The organism is Arthrobacter sp. ES3-54, assembly GCF_029504395.1.
Taxonomy (GTDB): Bacteria; Actinomycetota; Actinomycetes; order Actinomycetales; family Micrococcaceae; genus Arthrobacter.
This window is the reverse complement of sequence record NZ_JAQFIF010000003.1, coordinates 119505-137200: the sequence shown is the minus strand read 5'-3', so window position 1 is coordinate 137200 and position 17696 is coordinate 119505. Positions and strand designations below refer to the sequence as shown.

General features: G+C 62.9%; 13 protein-coding genes. 8 read left to right on the top strand and 5 right to left on the bottom strand.

Annotation, left to right across the window (positions count from 1 at the left end):
* Positions 1–97 precede the first annotated feature (97 nt).
* The 5 genes from M2428_RS06505 to dnaA form a co-directional block, all read right to left on the bottom strand.
* Positions 98–661, bottom strand: coding sequence for a DciA family protein (locus M2428_RS06505; RefSeq protein ID WP_277524934.1), 564 nt, complete (start codon positions 659–661; stop codon positions 98–100).
* Entirely contained in the window at positions 658–1902 is a 1245-nt protein-coding gene (gene recF, locus M2428_RS06500; protein WP_277524932.1) for a DNA replication/repair protein RecF, read from the bottom strand. The genes M2428_RS06505 and recF overlap by 4 nt, the downstream gene beginning before the upstream one ends.
* Positions 1903–1947: 45 nt before the next feature.
* Positions 1948–2832: a phosphogluconate dehydrogenase (NAD(+)-dependent, decarboxylating) gene (gene gnd, locus M2428_RS06495; protein ID WP_277524930.1), complete on the bottom strand. Its 885-nt coding sequence runs from the start codon at positions 2830–2832 to the stop codon at positions 1948–1950.
* Between the two features lie 97 nt (positions 2833–2929).
* On the bottom strand, positions 2930–4054 hold the full coding sequence (dnaN, locus tag M2428_RS06490) for a DNA polymerase III subunit beta (RefSeq protein WP_091560743.1): 1125 nt from the start codon (positions 4052–4054) through the stop codon (positions 2930–2932).
* Between the two features lie 586 nt (positions 4055–4640).
* Positions 4641–6062, bottom strand: a complete 1422-nt coding sequence (gene dnaA, locus M2428_RS06485; protein ID WP_277524928.1) for a chromosomal replication initiator protein DnaA — start codon at positions 6060–6062, stop codon at positions 4641–4643.
* Positions 6063–6525: 463 nt separating this feature from the next.
* Between dnaA and rpmH the strand changes: the two genes are divergently transcribed.
* From rpmH to M2428_RS06445, 8 genes are all read left to right on the top strand, one after another.
* Positions 6526–6663, top strand: coding sequence for a 50S ribosomal protein L34 (gene rpmH / locus M2428_RS06480; protein ID WP_003800212.1), 138 nt, complete (start codon positions 6526–6528; stop codon positions 6661–6663).
* 41 nt (positions 6664–6704) lie between these two features.
* On the top strand, positions 6705–7115 hold the full coding sequence (rnpA, locus tag M2428_RS06475) for a ribonuclease P protein component (protein ID WP_277524908.1): 411 nt from the start codon (positions 6705–6707) through the stop codon (positions 7113–7115).
* The gene (yidD, locus tag M2428_RS06470) at positions 7108–7518 is read left to right on the top strand and encodes a membrane protein insertion efficiency factor YidD (RefSeq protein WP_277524906.1); all 411 of its coding nucleotides are present in this window, start codon (positions 7108–7110) and stop codon (positions 7516–7518) included. Before rnpA ends, yidD begins: the two co-directional genes overlap by 8 nt.
* 16 nt (positions 7519–7534) lie before the next feature.
* Entirely contained in the window at positions 7535–8512 is a 978-nt protein-coding gene (yidC, locus tag M2428_RS06465; RefSeq protein ID WP_277524904.1) for a membrane protein insertase YidC, read from the top strand.
* A complete protein-coding gene (locus M2428_RS06460; RefSeq protein ID WP_277524902.1) occupies positions 8512–9102 on the top strand; it encodes a R3H domain-containing nucleic acid-binding protein in 591 nt (196 codons plus the stop codon). Before yidC ends, M2428_RS06460 begins: the two co-directional genes overlap by 1 nt.
* Before the next feature lie 16 nt (positions 9103–9118).
* Positions 9119–9769 carry a 16S rRNA (guanine(527)-N(7))-methyltransferase RsmG gene (gene rsmG, locus M2428_RS06455; protein WP_277524900.1) on the top strand — a complete coding sequence of 217 codons (651 nt, stop codon included), beginning with the start codon at positions 9119–9121 and terminating at the stop codon, positions 9767–9769.
* Positions 9770–9856: 87 nt separating this feature from the next.
* Positions 9857–10924 (top strand): ParA family protein, encoded by a 1068-nt coding sequence (locus M2428_RS06450; protein WP_277524898.1) that lies wholly within the window; start codon positions 9857–9859, stop codon positions 10922–10924.
* Between the two features lie 68 nt (positions 10925–10992).
* Entirely contained in the window at positions 10993–12249 is a 1257-nt protein-coding gene (locus tag M2428_RS06445; RefSeq protein ID WP_277524896.1) for a ParB/RepB/Spo0J family partition protein, read from the top strand.
* The last annotated feature ends 5447 nt before the right edge of the window (positions 12250–17696 follow it).

Here is a 17696-nt window from a genome sequence, read left to right as displayed (position 1 = left end):
ACTCCGGGGCGTTCGAGCGCCCTACCCGCCGCTTGAGGATTTTTCAAGGTTTTTTGCAAGAAGTGCTTCAGATCCAGTGCGCGCCGGGCCGCCGGGGCTAGCCGTACGTGTCGCGGGGCCCGCGACCGTTGACCGTCCGGAGGCCCTTGCGCCAGCTCGGCGCGGCCGGTCCGAGCACCTGGATGCTGGTGACAACACCATCACCCAGGTCGGTGCGGAATTTCTCCAGCAGGCTGCTGCTGAGCAGCCGCAGCTGGGTCGCCCACGCCGTGGAATCGGTGCGCACATGCAAGGTGGTGTCCGTGAAACTCTCAGGGGTGCAGTGCGCGGAGATCTCCGGGCCCACCAGCACGGCCCACTGCGCCATGACGGAGCCGACGGCCACCGGCGAGCTCCAGCCGCGTTCGGCCACGAGGCGTCCCACAACCTTTCCCAGGCCCAGCGGATCCCGGCCGGTGCCATGGAACTGGGAGAACCCCCGGGTTCCCCGCGCCGTGCGGCCGGGTTTCTGGGCGGCGGCGCCGGGGCGCGGCGGAGCTTTGCGCCGGATTTCGCCGCGGGCCGCGGCGGCGTCGCGCATCCTGTTCAGTGCGGCCTGCGCGGCATCGATGTCGTCGGGGTCGCGGCCCGGTTGCAGGCCGCCGTCGGTATCCTTATTCATCGATTTTCCTGCTCATCGATTCCTCCCGGGATGACCTTCACCCGCCGGCCGGTCAGTTCCGCCGGGATATCGGCCTCGACGGCGGCAGTGACCAGCACCTGCTCGGCGCCGGATACTATTGCCGCCAGTTTACGCCGCCGCTGGACGTCAAGTTCGGCAAAAACGTCGTCCAGGATCAGGATCGGGGGCGACCCTCCGGTGCGGGCGTCGTCGAGCATGACGTAGTAGGAGGCCAGGCGCAGGGACAGGCACATGGACCAGGTTTCCCCGTGCGAGGCATAGCCCTTGGCCGGGGCGGATCCCAGCACCAGCTCAAGCTCGTCGCGGTGCGGCCCGACCAGGGAGATGCCCCGTTCCAGTTCCTTGCGGCGGGATGCGGCAAAGGCCTGGATGTAGCGGTCCGTGAGCTGCTCGACGGAGAGCAGGCGCAGGTCCTCCGCCGGCGCGGCAGCCGCATCGGTGCCGGCACCGGTCTCCGTGGCGGCGCCATCCGCAGGTCTGGCCCCAGAACTGGCCCCAGCGCCGTCGTCGTCCATAATGTCCTGCAGCGTGGAACGGTACACCGCAGCGGCCTCCTTGGAGCCGTCGGTCAGCTGCGCGTAGGCGTTTTTCAGGTGTGGTTGCAGGCGGTCCACAAGCTCGAGGCGCGCGTGCAGCAGTTCGGCCCCGGCCCGAGCCATGTGCTGGTCCCAGACATCGAGCGTTGCCTCATGGCCGGCGGTGAATTTTCCGGTCCGCCCCGATTTGAGCAGCGCGTTCCGTTGCTTCAGCACCCGGTCATAGTCACTCCTGGTCGCGGCGTGGCGCGGCATGAGGCTGACCAGCAGTTCATCCAGGAACCGGCGGCGGTTGGACGGATCGCCCTTAACCAGCGCCAGGTCCTCCGGCGCGAAGAGCACCATCTGGCAGATGCCAAGCAGGTCCCGGGCACGGACCGGGTTGCTCCGGTTGATGCGTCCACGGTTGGCCCGGGACGCGTTGATTTCCAGTTCCAGCACGGTGGCCTGCTCGCCGCGGACCAGCTTGGCCCGGATCATCGCCCGCTCGGTGCCAAAGCGCAGCAGCGGCGCGTCCGTGCTGACGCGGTGCGAGTTGAGCGTGGCCAGATACCCGATCGCTTCCATCAGGTTGGTCTTGCCGATGCCGTTGGAACCCACCAGGACGGTGACTCCGGGCTCAAGGCTGAGATCGACCTGGGCGTAGCTGCGGAAATCTGTGAGCGAGAGTTTTTCTAGGTACACGCGGGATTCAGGACTTCGCAGGCAAGATTAATTGGCCGGGCAGGATTACTTGGCCGGCCGGGTCGCGTGGCCGCCGAACTGGTGGCGCAGCGCGGACACCATCTTCATGGCCGGCGAGTTGTCCTCGCGGGAGGAGAACCTGGCGAACAGCGCAGCCGTGATTGCCGGTGCCGGCACGGCATTGGCGATCGCCTCCTCGACGGTCCAGCGGCCCTCGCCCGAATCCTCGACGTAGTCCGAAATCGACTCCAGTCCGGGATCCTCGTCCAGGGCCTTGACCATGAGGTCCAGGAGCCAGGAGCGCACAACGGTGCCCTTTTGCCACGCCCGGAACGTCCCGGGCAGATCGGCGACGATGTCCTTCGCGGCCAGGAGCTCGTAGCCTTCCGCGTAGGCCTGCATCAGGCCGTATTCAATCCCGTTGTGGACCATCTTGGCGTAGTGGCCGGCACCGATGCCGCCGACGTGCACGAAGCTGTCGGCGCGGTCGCCGGCGGGACGGAGCGCGTCGAAGACGGGCAGCGCCCGTTCGATGTCCGCGGCGTCGCCGCCCGCCATGAGGCCATAGCCGTTCTGGAGACCCCAGACTCCGCCGGAGACTCCACAGTCCGCAAAGCTGATTCCCTTTTCGGCCAGCGCCGCGCCGTGCTTCTGGTCTTCCGTGAACCGGGAGTTGCCGCCGTCGATCACGAGGTCGCCGGCGTCGAGCTTGGCGCCGAGTTCGGTGATGACGGCGTCGGTGATGTCACCCGAGGGGACCATGACCCAGATGAGCCGCGGCGCCGGGACGGCGGCGATGAGTTCGTCCACGGAGGCGACGTCGGTGATGTCCGGGTTGCGGTCAAGGCCGGTGACCTCGATCCCGCCGATGCGCAGGCGTTCGCGCATGTTGAAGCCCATTTTGCCAAGGCCGATTAGTCCGATGTGCACGGGATGAACTCTTTTCTGCGCTGGGGTGCTTCGTTGGGGGACGGCCGTGCCGGCCAGCGGGCTGCTGCTGTCCCGGCGGTCCGGAGCAGCAGCAGCGCTAGTTGGGCAGCCGGACGGGCATGACGAGGTAGCGGTAGTCGCCCTGGTCCTCGCCCTCGGCGTCCTGCTGCGCTGTAATCATGGCCGGTTTGGGCGCGGTGGTGAAGGAGAAACGCACGAACTTGGTTTCGATGACGCTCAGGCCCTCGATCAGGTAGTGCGGGTTGAAGGCCACAGTGATGTCCTCACCGGACAACTGGGCTTCGAGTTCTTCGGAGGCCTGCGCGTCCTCGCCGGTGCCCGCGTCTAGGTGCAGCTGGCCCTGGGTGAAGGCGAGCCGGACAGGAGTGTTGCGTTCGGCCACGAGCGAGACACGGCGGACGGCTTCGACCAGCTCTTGGGTCTGCACGGTGGCGTGGATGGGGGTGGAGTCCGGGAAGAGCGAACGGATCTTCGGGTAGTCGCCGTCCACCAGGAGCGAGGTGGTGGTCCTGCCGCCGCTCTCGAAGCCGATCAGCCGGCTGTCGTCGTCGGCGAGGGCGATGTTGATGTCGCCGCTGCTGCCCAGTGTTTTTGCCACTTCGTTGAGGGTCTTGGCCTTGACCAGAGCGCTCGTGGAGATGCCGGGAGTCACAGGCTTCCACGGGACTTCCCGCATGGCCAGGCGGTAGCGGTCGGTGGCCAGGAGGGTGATGAGGTCGTCCTCGATTTCCATCCGCACGCCGGTCAGGATCGGCAGGGTGTCGTCCTTGCTGGCCGCGATGATCACCTGGGACACCGCCTGGGCGAACGAATCGCCGGGAACGGTGCCGCTGATGGTGGGCAGGGCTGGCAGCGGCGGGTATTCGGCCTCGGGCATCGTGGCCAGGTGGAAGCTGCTTCGGCGGCATGTGAGTGTCACCTTGTTGCCGTCGGTTTCGACCTCGACGGGTGCGGACGGCAGGCTGCGGCAGATGTCCGCGAGCAGGCGGCCCGAAACCAGGATGGTGCCTTCGGTGCTGATGTCAGCAGGGATTTCGAGCCTTGCGGAGGTCTCGTAATCGAAGCTCGAGAGGCTGACGGTACCGGCTTCAGCCTTCAGGAGCAGGCCTGAAAGTACGGGAACGGGCGGCCGCGGAGACAACGACCGGGCGGTCCATGTCACGGCTTCTGCCAGGACGTCCCGTTCGACTCTGAACTTCACGGAAGGGTGCCGCCTTTCATTGCTGCTGTTAGTGCTGAAAATCGCTAAGACTGCTCAAGCTGCCGCGGACTTCGGCGGGGACGCCGAACTCCGTCAACAAGGGAATCGTCCGCCCTCCCCTGGCCTCATGGCCCGTTGGGAACCACAAAAGATGTCCGGGACGGACGCACTGCAGACAGCTTAGCCCCAAGGTGAGCGTTTCTCCCATCCCCGGGTTACATGAGTGTTGTTCGCGGGGCCGGTCTGCGGTGCCGGTCCGGAACGGGCCTAGGCACTGCCCGGAGGTGGGAAGGAGATTGTTGTTTGAGGGAATTTCATTTTCTTGGGATTAGTAGTGTTAATAACTGCTGTGGAAACTGTGGATAACTCGATCCTGCCGTGCGAATCCGGGGTTAAGCCCTGTTCATGGACTGTGGGCGGAGCAGGTTTTAAACAGGGTGTGGATGGGGACAAGTTTTTTGGCCGGTTCGCTGATCCACAGGCGCCTTAAGGGTTTTAAGCCCATTAACCGCGGTTGTCCCCTTAAGTATCCACAGGGTTGTCCACAGGGCCCTGTTAATAAGGTAAGAGTGCGCCGACGGACGGCTCAGGAATTACGTTGCTGCTGCTTGATCCGGTTGGTCAGCTCGGTCACCTGGTTGTAGATGACCCGGCGCTCGGCCATGAGTTCGCGGATCTTGCGGTCTGCGTGGATCACGGTGGTGTGGTCGCGGCCGCCCAGCTCCTGCCCGATCTTGGGCAGGGACATGTCCGTGAGCTCCCGGCACAGGTACATTGCGATCTGCCGTGCGGTCACCAGCGTGCGGGTGCGCGACTTGCTGCAGAGTTCTTCCATGCTGAGCTTGAAGTAGTCGGCCGTCTGCGTGAGGATCTGGGCCGAGGTGATTTCCTGGGCGCCGTCGTCGGTGATGAGGTCCTTGAGCACCATCTCGGCCAGGGCCACATCCACCGGCTGCCGGTTCAGGCTGGCGAACGCTGTGACGCGGATGAGGGCACCCTCAAGCTCGCGGATGTTGCTGGAAATCTTCGAGGCGATGTATTCAAGGGCATCATCCGGGGCGGAGAGGCCCTCGCTGAGGGCCTTCTTCCGCAGGATCGCGATGCGGGTCTCCAGCTCGGGCGGCTGGATGTCGGTCAGCAGGCCCCACTCGAAGCGCGACTTCATGCGGTCTTCGAAGCCGGCGAGCAGCTTCGGCGGCTGGTCCGAGGTGATGACCACCTGCTTGTTGTTGTTGTGCAGGGCGTTGAACGTGTGGAAGAACTCCTCCAGCGTCCGGTCCTTGCCGGCCAGGAACTGGATGTCGTCGATCAGCAGCACGTCCACGTTGCGGTACGTGGTCTTGAAGCTGGTGCCTTCGTCGTCTCGGATGGAGTTGATGAAGTCGTTGGTGAATTCCTCGGAATTGACGTAGCGGACCCGGATCCCGCTGTAGAGCCGGCGCGCATAGTGGCCGATCGCGTGAAGCAGGTGGGTTTTGCCGAGTCCGGAGTCGCCGTAGATGAACAGCGGGTTGTAGGCCTTAGCCGGTGCCTCGGCCACAGCCACGGCGGCTGCGTGGGCGAACCGGTTGGAGGAACCAATCACAAACGTGTCGAAGACGTACTTCGGGTTGAGGCGGCCGAATTCGTGCGAGGTGCTCGGCAGCATCGGCTGCGGCTTCAACTCCACGGTCGGGTCGGCGGCCAGTGAAAGTTCGACGTCGGGTTCGGGTTCTGTGTGTAGGGGCACCAGATCGGTGTCGACGTCGATCGCGCAGCGGATTTCGTCGGAAAACACGCTGCGGAGGGCGTCGTCGAGGGCTTCCTTGACCTGCGTCTGCAGCACTTCGCGCGTGAGCTCGTTGGGGACGGCCACCAGAAGGGTGGAGCCGATCAGGCCCTGGGCCTGGGCCAGGATGACGAAGCCGCGCTGCCGGGGAGAGACACGGTGGTCGTTCTCCAGAAGGCTCACAACCCGCCGCCAGGAACTTCCGACAGTGTTGGCTTGGTTGGCTTCGTCTACTGTCATCAATCAGTTCCTCAAACTTGCTGGCCTGCATTACGTGCATCCACGCGGTCCGGAGCGGTACACCGGCCCGGCTCAATCCACAGGGTTATGCACAGTCCGTGGATAAGGGGTTACTGAGACACTGTAGGGGATGAAAACGCTAGAAGATAGCTGGGTTCAGTCCTGTGGATAATTACACCGTTGTGGTTCTCAAAAGGGCCGCGTGACGCACTTCATCCACAGGCTGCGGGAGCAGTTAGCCACAGCTGGGGATAGCTTGCGGAACCATCCCCGGTTTGACTCGGGAGGTCGGCAAGCCCTAACGTTGTGAAGTCCCATGTGTACGCTTTTCGCCTCATCTGAATCTCTCCTGACGCCCCGCGTCGTGCGAGTCTGAGGAAAGCGGCACATACCAAAACTTAGCGTCGGCCAGTTCTTCCCCTTGATCGGGTGGGCGCACCTTTGATCCACTGGAGTAACTAACGTGAGCAAGCGGACTTTTCAGCCGAATAACCGCCGTCGAGCCAAGAAGCACGGCTTCCGCCTTCGTATGCGTACCCGTGCCGGCCGTGCCATCCTGGCAGCCCGTCGTGGCAAGGGCCGCACCGAACTGTCGGCCTAAATAACTGACTCGTCGGTCCATATCCCTGTGCGAGTTGAACGGTGCTAGCCACCAGGAACCGTCTGCGGACATCAACCGATTTTTCAACAACTGTACGTTCCGGTGTCCGCAATGGACGCCGGAACGTAGTGTTATATGCGGCAGCTCTCGCTGCCGATGAACCAAGCCGGATCGGATTCATCGTTTCCAAGAGTGTCGGGAACGCTGTTGTCAGGAACCTCGTTAAGAGGAGACTGAGGGAAGCCGGTGCATTGTCGTTGCAGAAATACGGCAGCGGGTTCGCCATCGTGGTCCGGGCACTGCCCGCCGCGGCGGGGGCCAGCTGGGACCAGCTGCTCGCCGACTATGACGCCGCTTTGGAAACGACCATGAAACGGCTGGGCAACCGCCTTCCACAGGCTGCTTCACCAGGTTCTTATGAGACAAAACAGGAAGGGACCCCGCGTGCGTAACTCAACTGCCGCCGTCGTCCCCAGCCTATTCATTGCGGCGCCCGGATCGGCACTGAGCCGGTTAGCCACCGCCGTCTGGAACCTGCCCCGCAACATCCTCATTCTGCTGCTGATGGCCTACCGCAAGATGGTCTCGCCGCTGTACGGCCAGGTGTGCCGATTCTTCCCTAGCTGTTCGGCCTACGCCCTTGAGGCGATCACAGTACACGGTGCTGTGAAAGGAAGCTGGCTGGCCGCCAAGCGCCTGTTGCGCTGCCACCCATGGAATGCCGGCGGTGTGGACCATGTCCCCGCCGGCAAATGCGAGTGGCCCGCAGACCGCACCCCCACAATTGTTGTGTTGAACAATCCGGACAAGTACCTGGCTGCTCAGACTGATGGAGAAGGCCGCTCTGCGGCCTGACGAATAGGGATATCGTATGGACTTCTTTGGAACAATCATGGCCCCATTCAAATGGCTGGTCTCAGCCATCATGGTGGGCTTCCATGACGGACTCAGCGCCATCGGCATGCCGGCGGCCAACGGCTGGACGTGGACCTTGTCCATCATCGGGCTGGTGCTGGTCATCCGCGCCGCCCTCATTCCCGTCTTCGTCAAGCAGATCAAGGCCCAGCGCGGCATGCAGCTCCTGCAGCCTGACCTGAAGAAGATGCAGGACAAGTACAAGGGCAAGACCGACCAGCTGTCCCGCCAGGCCATGGCGCAGGAACAGATGGCGCTGTACAAGAAGCACGGCACCAACCCGTTCTCGGCCTGCCTGCCCATGCTGATCCAGATGCCCTTCTTCTTCGCGCTCTTCCAGGTTCTCTCGGGTATCAGCACGGCCAAGGCCGGCGGCCAGGGCATCGGTGCCATGAGCGCCGAACAGGTCAAGCAGTTCGATGAATCCAGCATTTTCGGCGCCCCGCTCTCGGCATCCCTGCTGCACGGCGGCGCGGGCGGCAACGAAGTGGCCGTGTGGATCCTGTCTATCGTGATGATCCTGGCCATGACGGCCTCGCAGTTCATCACGCAGAAGCAGATCATGGCCAAGAACATGTCCGAAGAGGCCCTGGCCAGCCCGTTCATGCGCCAGCAGAAAATGATGCTGTACATCCTGCCGATCGTCTTCGGTGTGGGTGGCATCAACTTCCCCATCGGCGTTTTGATCTACTGGACCACCACCAACCTCTGGACCATGGGACAGCAGTTCTTCGTGATCCGCCGGATGCCTACGCCGGGATCGCCGGCCGCCAAGGCTCTCGCGGAGCGCCGGGCAGCCAAGGGCCTGCCCGCACTGCCCCTCTTGGGCGGCAAAAAGGCCGACGCCGAGGCAGCCGCGGCCTCCGCCGCGGCCGTCGTGGAAGCCAAGAGCCAGCGCGTCCAGCCGCAGCGTAAGAACAGGAAGAGGAAGTAATGTCTGCCGAGAGCACCGAACACGCTATTTCCGCTGAGTTTGAGGACGACCAGGACGCGGTCCAGGACTCGTCCGAGGACGCAGCCCAGGGCGCGGAAGCCGGCACCGGCAAGAGTGTTTCCGCAAGCCGCCTCGAAGAAGAAGGCGACGTCGCTGCGGACTACCTCGAGGAGTTGCTGGACATCGCGGACATCGATGGCGACATCGACATCGAGGTCCGCAACGGTCGCACGTATATCTCGATCGTTGCCGAAGAAGAATCGGCCGGGCTGGAAAGCCTGGTGGGCAGCGACGGCGAAGTGCTAGAGGCACTCCAGGAGCTGACGCGGCTCGCCGTGCTGTCCGCAACGGAGAACCGGTCCCGCCTGGTCCTGGATATCAACGGGTACCGTGCGGAGCGTGCCGGCGACCTGCAGAAGATTGCTGAAGACGCCGTCGCCGCGGTCAAGGATTCCGGCGAGGCCGTTGCCCTGGCCCCGATGAGCGCCTACGAGCGCAAGATCGTGCACGACGCCGTCGCAGATTTGGGACTCGTCAGCGAGTCCGAAGGCGAAGGCGCCGATCGGCACATCGTTGTCTCCGCAGACTGAACCGTTGACTAGCTTGATGGTTGAAATTACCGCCACCGAACTCAAAGCAGCAGAGTCCATCTTTGGTGACCGCCTGGAACTGGCAACCCGCTACGTCGAGCACCTGGCGACGTCCGGGACAGAACGGGGCCTGATCGGCCCCCGCGAAGTGCCCCGACTGTGGAGCCGGCACGTGCTTAACTGCGCCGTCATCGAGAGCCAGATTGCCCACGGAAGCCATGTGGCCGACGTCGGCAGTGGTGCCGGCCTGCCCGGACTGTGCCTGGCCATCGCCCGGCCGGACCTGGAACTGACCCTGATCGAACCGCTGGAGCGCCGCGTCATCTGGCTCCAGGAGGTGGTGGATGATCTTGGCCTCGAGAACGTCACGATCATGCGCACCCGCGCGGAACTCGCGGTGGGACTCGTGAACGCCGACGTCGTTACGGCCCGCGCGGTATCCGCACTGGCCAATCTCGCCGGACTGACCATTCCGCTCCTGGCCGGCAAGGGTGAAGTCGTTGCCATCAAGGGACGAAGCGCCGGCGAGGAAATCGAAAAGGCCGCCAAGATTATCCGCAAACTGGGCGGCACTAAGACGTCCGTGGTGGTGGTGGGTGAGGACCTGCTCGAGGAACCCACCACCGTTGTGCGAATCGTAGTGAACAAGCCTCAAAAGATTACCTAGCACCGGGCCCGGTGCCCGGGGAGTCCGAGGGGAAGAGGTTAGGCTAGTAACCGGCAGTAAAAGCCGAATGAGAGTGAGCGTGTCATAGTGAGCAGTAGCGAAGCCTCCACACAACGGATCCCGCCGTTTGTGTCCCTGGGGTCCGCACGGGCGTTTACGGCTCCTGCACTAGCTTTTGACTTCTCCGGAAATCACACGGCTTCGGTTGCAAAGGCGACCGGGATGGCCGGTGTTTCACGTGAAACCTCTCTTACGCATTCCGGGAACGTGCTGGACTCCATTGACGATTCCAGCCCCATCGCCCGGGAACTCGCGCATGAAAACAAGCGCCGTGAGCGATTGTTCGGCCGGCAACTGCCCAAACCGGAAAAGACCCGGGTCTTCACCGTTTCCAACCAGAAGGGCGGCGTCGGCAAGACGACGACGACCGTAAACATCGCCGCCGCGCTGGCGGCCGCTGGCCTGAACGTGCTCGTGATCGACATCGATCCGCAGGGCAACGCCTCCACGGCCCTGGGAATCGAGCACCACGCCGACGTCGACAGCATCTACGATGTCCTGATCAACGATGTCCCGCTGAAGGATGTTGTGGCCCCGTGCCCCGACATCGACAACCTGATTTGTGCGCCCGCCACCATCCACCTTGCCGGCGCCGAGATCGAACTCGTCAGCTTGGTGGCCCGCGAGCAGCGGCTGCGCCGCGCAATCGATGTGTACTCCAAGGAGCGCGCCAAAAATGGCGAGGAGCGGCTGGACTACATCTTCATTGACTGCCCGCCCAGCCTCGGGCTGCTGACGGTTAATGCCTTCTGCGCGGCCGGCGAAGTCCTCATTCCGATCCAGTGCGAGTACTACGCCCTTGAGGGCCTCAGCCAGCTCCTGAAGAACATCGAGATGATCCAGAAGCACCTGAATGCCGATCTGGTTGTCTCCACGATTCTGCTGACCATGTATGACGGCCGCACCAACCTCGCCGCGCAGGTGGCAGCCGAGGTCCGGGAGCACTTCCCGAAGCAGGTGCTCGGTGCGGTGGTGCCGAGATCGGTGCGTATTTCCGAAGCACCGAGCTACCAGCAAACTGTCATGACGTATGATCCTTCTTCCAGCGGCGCCCTGTCCTATCTGGAAGCCGCAGCGGAAATCGCGGAACGTTAGAATCTTTTCAAGAATTGCACTAGCCAGAGCCAGGTGAATCCCGGCTCTTCCACTGGAGGGATTTATCCATGAGCGATAAGCGACGCGGCCTCGGCCGCGGACTTGGCGCACTCATTCCAAGTTCCGCCGCGGCTGCTTCCGGAAACGGTGCTGCCCCATCCCGGCCCGTGGACCTCTTCTTTCCCGAAGCCCGAAAAAAGACTTCCGACGCCGAGGCGCTCCCGGACGTCAGTGCCGCGCAGTCCAAGTCGCCGGAGTCCGCCGCCGTCAAGGCCGATCCTTCTGATGTCACTGTTGACGCCGCTGAAGCCGGCGGTTCTGCTGCCGAAGCCGATGTAGCTGCCGGCGCTGCCGGTGCGGGGTCCAAGAAGACTCCCGCCCGGAAGACGGCTGCCCCGAAGTCGTCGCCTACTGCTGTCAAGCCGTCCGCGGCCGCCGCCGGCGAACAGTTGGCGTTCGACCCCACTTCGGAGCAAGGCGACGAGCGATCTGTTGAACTCGTAGAAGTGCCCGGTGTGAGGTTTGCCGAAATTCCGGTCACTGATATTCATCCCAACCGCAAACAGCCCCGCTCGGTCTTCGATGAGGACGACATGGCGGAGCTGGTGCACTCCGTGCGGGAAATCGGCGTCCTCCAGCCAATTGTGGTCCGTACCTCAACCGAAGAGGGCGGCGAACCCTACGAGCTCGTCATGGGCGAGCGGCGGTGGCGTGCGGTACAGGCCGCGGGCCTGGAAACGATCCCCGCAATTGTCCGTGACACCACGGATGACGACCTTCTTCGCGATGCGCTGCTGGAGAACCTGCACCGCAGCCAGCTGAATCCGCTCGAAGAGGCCGCGGCCTACCAGCAACTCCTCGAAGACTTCGGAACCACCCACGAGCAGCTGGCGGACCGGATCGGCCGTTCGAGGCCCCAGGTGTCCAACACCCTGCGGCTGCTGAAGCTCCCCCCGCTGGTCCAGCGCCGGGTTGCCGCAAGCGTCATCTCGGCAGGTCACGCCCGCGCTTTGCTAGCACTTCCGGACGCCGCGGCCATGGAACGGCTGGCGCAGAAAATTGTGGCGGAGGGCATGTCGGTTCGGGCGACCGAAGAAGCTGTCACCCTCTACCAGAGCCCCGCCTCGCCGGCCAAGAACAACATCCCGCGCCCGGGAGCCCGCCACGAACGGCTGGACTACCTGGCGTCGTCGCTGTCTGATCGCCTTGATACCAACGTCAAGATCTCGCTCGGAGCTCGTAAGGGTCGTGTCAGTATTGAGTTCGCCAGCGTCGAGGACCTGAATCGCATCATGGACGTCCTGACACCCGGGGCGCCCAGCTAGGTCTCCAATCGCTGAGGTTTTCGGGAGGGTCTGTTTCACGTGAAACGGACCCTCCTTTCTTGTTTATCTCCGATACTGCCAAGCCCAGCAATTTCCGTGGGGCGGGATCCCACTCTAGTTCGTCCGACCCGGAGCCACCCGCATTGAGGATTCACTTCGTGGGGCAGACACTTTGCAGTTTTACCGGGCGGGAGCTTTAGGCGTGTGTTCGGCGCAGGGAGCGTGGCGTTTGCCTCTACTGCCACAGTGAACTGATGGTTCTCAGCGTAAGAGTCCGTGGAATGCCCTGTGTACGGCCTGACTCTTCTCGCAGATGAGAACGGGACCGATGGAAAAGCTCTGGGCTACCTTGGGGTCTTATGCCTGAACACGTAGATGGCCCAGGCTTTCCTGTCTGCAGTCTCCGCGCTGTCCGCGTGGGCCCTCCGGGTTCTGGTCGTTCTGGCTTATGGATTCGATAGACGGTGCTGTGTGGCCGGGAGCAGTGCTGGAGAGTCTGCGCCACCACGATCGCTTCTCAACGAGGCAGCCATTTTCGTGCTATCCAGTGCTCATCGAACGTCTACGCCGGTGCCGCCGATCCATGTTTCACGTGAAACACGACTGGTCACGCTACTGTTTCACGTGAAACAGGACCGCCAGTTGACGCCACGACACTCATTTGTCCCGGAGGCCAAGGGCGGTCGACGGACAAAGTTGATGAGGGCGCAAGTATCCCCTCGAGGGTGGGCCGTGGCAGTCCGTCGTCCCCGCTGTGGTCCCCCGCCGTCGTCCCCAGCCGTCGGCGCCCGCCGGACTCGGCACTCCTACTGGCAATTGCTGTGGAGCGTTGACCTGGCAATGCAGCTGAGAACAGGCATCGCGCTGGGCTGGGGGTCGACCGATTGCAGATGATCGATCAGATGATCACGGGATCCGTCCGAAGGGGTTGGCCGCCCTGGGGAACTGTCCAGCCCGATCTAGTGCCGCCTGCCCCACGTCCGGTCCGTCGACTGGTACCCCATTCGATCAGATCGCTCCATTCCCGCAACCAGAAGTAGGCAGAAGCAGCCCACGATGCATGGCGGGTTCTGGGATCGCCTTAGGTCCTCGGTAGGAGTTGAGGACTTTCGATGGCGGCTGCAACCTCCCGCAGGACAAGATCTGTGGGCAGTCGCAGCCGCCTGTGACACATCAAGGACGTCGCCGGATGCCCCAAAAGCGCTGCATGGACTCCTCCTTGATTTAATGAACGCCAAGTAGGCCGAGCCGCAGAGGTCCGGTGCGGCGGAATGTAACGCGGAGGGGGCTTCCGTCCAGTGCGAAGCTTTGCCAGAGTGCTGGCACCCTCTGCATTCAGTGGGTAGTCGTTGAAGCGCTCTCCGGAAGGCAACCGCGGAGATTCGAATGCCATGATTCTGACGAGGCGATGATGGGGCCACAGATTCTCCGGACGTGGGCGCCCCGGCGATGTGGCCTAGCACCAGTCCTCGACACACTCGGTTTTCCGCCAACGGTCCACGATCCGAGGACTGAGTGACGCTGCATCGATGGGCCAGGCGGCGCGAGTTTGGCCGTTGGTTGTCGGTGTCGTTGTCGGACTGTGGGCTGCAATGTGAACTCGATATGGCTATTGATGTGGCGCCGACGCAGTACGAGTACCCAATCCTCGTAGTGATGCGGCGGAGTTTCCTCATGGGAAGCCGTTCAACCCCCACCTCCCCCGACGGCTCGCTGGTACCGAATTCGCCAGGGTGCCACCCGCTATGTCATGTCTCTCGCCAGTTGCGGTCCGGGTCTGTTTGTCAGGCCGTGTAAGTCAGATTGCTGCCGCGCACCGGCACGGCAGCACGCGGCACGGCAGCACGTTGGCACCTCGGCATCTCGGTATCTCGGTATCTCGGCGCCTCGGCGCTCCGGCACTCCGGCACAGCCATAAGCAGCACAGCGGCACAGCGGCACGCTGGCAACTCGTTTCCCCCACCCAGCTCGCCAACTGAGCCGTGCCCGTCAGCCTCCGCTGAGCTCCCCGAGGGTGCCGCGACGTTGATTCACCCACTGAACGCCAACCACCCCCCAATTCCAAGGGAATCTCGGGAGGCCCTGCCTATCAGCAGCAATGGTGCGTAAGGCTCACAACACGGTGGCCTACGAATCGTGGGCGGAGGCCGCGTCCGTGCTTTGTGTCGATTCGAATTGCTGGTCGGCGGGCACTGCAGCCGGGATCGTCTGATGCCTTGGGGTCTGCCGTCAGCCGCCACAGATGGAGCTGTGGCCCCGGCGTCTTCATCACGTCCATATGGACGAGATTCCCCTGGCCGTGCGCGTCCGTACCGGTAGCCGTGGTCCGGGCGGAACTGATCGTAAACCCAGTCAGATGAGCGCACGCGTGTGGCGGGACCCGGTGCCACTCGAGGGTCGACCCACTCTCCGCCGAAACCTCGGCGAGGGCTGCAACCCGCAGGTGGCACGGGCGAAATAACCGTCGGCGTTTTGGACGGTCCTCACGTTCGGCGCTCGGGTCGGTGGGTGTTCGGTCTGCACCGGCTCGAGCAGTCCGTAGGACCGGGGGGCTCCTTCGTGCCGGAAGCTCCTCAACCACCGGCATGAGGTCCGCCGGACCGTCCGGCACCTCAGCGATATGGGCGACCGGGCAGGCCGGCAACCAGGTGGCTGACAATCACGCATCTACGATGAGCCGTCCAACGGGCCTTGTGTGGACACGAAGTCCTCTGGGTGCGAAGCGCGTAGACGAGCCAGCTCGACTGAGACCGGCGTGCCTCTTGGTTTTAAAGTACCCGCGTGTCAACAATGTGCCGACGCCGGTCAGTGATGCTCCGGTGCCGCGGTACACCCACGCGGCGGGCGGTCTGTTCACCATGAGACGGCGACGTGACCCCACCCGGATTGTCGAGGCTTTGAGAGCGCAAGAGGGAGCAACTCCGCTCCCCCGGTGCCTCGAGAACTTCGGGCACGCGTTGCGCGCTCCGCTTTGGCTGGCAGGTGGTTCGAGTGGTGAATGGTCTCGTTGTTCCAGGTGAAGTGATTCTGGCCAACGGGTCGGGGCCCTTGCAAGCTGAGGCACACCGCGTTTCAGGGGCTGAGATGTGGCTGCTGAACGGCGTCGCGAGGATGCTCCGGAGCTATCCACCGCTCCTGCTCTTTCCGACCTCCGGTGGATAGAGCAGTGGATAGTGCGGTGGATATCGCTGTGGATAACTTTGTGGATTAGTTTCGGACTCGAGCTCGGTGGATCAGGCTGAAAGGGACACCGGCCATGGTCGTGCGGCCCGCCTCGATGTTCAGATGGACGGCCGTGTTCTGTTTCACGTGAAACATGATCCTCCGATGCAGGGATGAGGTCGAAAGGATTGGTGGGGACGTATTAAATCGCCGTTCTGGGGTTAATTTTTCGGTCTACTTGGCTGCTTTTCGTCCCGACTCACCGGTGCGCGGATTTGTTCTACGCGGCAGGGCAAAGGCACCGCAGGCAGCCGGTCAATTGGTCACCGCCGGAGGGCCCGACGACGCTTCGCCGGTCGCCAGGGCAGGGGTGTGAATAATCTCTCACGGCCTGTGGATAACCATGTGAATAAGTTCTGTGGAGAACGTGGTGGATATCTTTGAAGTGATGGTTCCCGCGGGCTCCTGGACGTGCTGGACGTGCGGGTATGGTGTCTGTTGTAGACCTCAATTCGGCTAACCGAGCAGCTGCAGTGATGGCACAAATGTTGACGGCTTGGTCCTCCAGACAATGTCCTAGATGCAGTGGTGATTTGCCCTGGGGCTCGGGCGATTAGGGATCGCCTTCCGAGGGAGCCGGCACGGAGTACATCAGGTGGTTCCACGAGAACCGGCAGGGATGAAGAAGTCCGGGCTGCTGCAGCACCCCACTGCAGTTCGACTAGTAGCGCTCTGACACGAGGCCGGGGTTGAGGAGAATGTGGATGCCTCCTACTCCAAGGAACGAAGAACCGCGGGCGCTCAACGCGGATCAGAACCGCCGCATAACTAGTCCGCCCTTCAGCCGGCAAGGTGGGTACGGCTGCCGAGGGTATGGGTAGTTGGAGCATCGCCAGTGGGCCTGAGGGCGAGCTCGAGACTGAACGCGGCCGGATTTTAGCCGTCCGGTTCAGCAGGCCCGAGCCGAAATCGATAGACGAAGTGCGACGGACGGACCGGAGTCTGAACCGCCGCCGGAGTCGACGCGCTGGCGGCGAACGGGCCGGAGTCTGAATCGAGATGAGAGTCGATGAGCCGGCAACGAACGGGCCGGACTCTGAACCTGGTCCTTGCTGAACGAGCCCGGGACGAATAGAGCGTTGATTGGGGCAAGATGGAACCGAAAGAACTGATGGGTGCGTCAGGCCCGCTCCCGGTTCAGCCCGCTGTTGGAGTCAGTTGAGGACTAGCGCGGCGAGACCTGTCGTTGCCGGAGCTCTGTGTGTCGGGCGAACGCTCGGTGGGAAAGTAGCTCCGCCCCCGTCATCCGACCTGCCGTAGAGTTCCAGCTACGCGCCGGCTGTGGACTGAACCGGCTGTGGACTGAACCGGCCGTGGACTGAACCGGCTGTGGACTGAACCGGCCGTGAACTGAATAGGGAGGCTTCTTGCCGTTGCCTGCTGCCGACTCACTCCAGGATTCGACCGTCGGTGTCCGGTTTGATCCTCAAATCAGACAACATCAGCAGTCGAGCGATCAGTGCGCCCGGGGGTTCGTGGTGGTTCGTCCCCGCAGGACTGGGTACAGCCGAACGCCGATGGATTGTGCGGTGCTTGGTCCAGCAGCACACCCTCTCCCCTAACTGTGCAGGGCGCTACGCATTCGGACGCTTGCCTATGGACTGCCACCTGGTGAAGTGGATCAGGCGCCAGAAGGCGGGGATCTTCCAGGTCAGGCCCTTGTATTTACACTTGTCCATCGGCTATTCCCAGTCGTCCAGTCATCGCGGTGCTGATGGTGCGCGGAATAGGGCGCCCATCCCGCACCAGGAGCCATGCGGGCTTTGGTCTTCTGGTGACTGCGTCCCCTCAGAGTGATTCAAATACGGGGGCATGTTGCACGTGAAACCAGAAGGTGCTGCAGCTGGCACTCATCTCGTGGTGACCGCACCGGAAGATCGAGTCTAAGAAATGGAGGGAATTGAGCCCGCAGATAGTCGATCGGTCCCGCTTGAAATGAAAGACAAGGCCCTGTGCGGCTGCGCCCTCCAACTATGAGGAGTTCTGTGGACAGTAGTAGCAGCACCGCCGAGGAAGTCGCTCTGAGCCGCTACAGAAGAGACGGCCCAGACTGCAGCAGGGACGGGGATAGACGCCCCTATTCTGATCTGCCTACTGAACAAGATATGGGGGCAGGGGTGTAATGAATGGGTATCTAAGAGTCAACTGTCAGTTCAGCATGCTTGGCGTTGAAGATCGTCGTATCAGGTCTTGGTTTCACGTGAAACATCGTGTTGGCTCTGCTG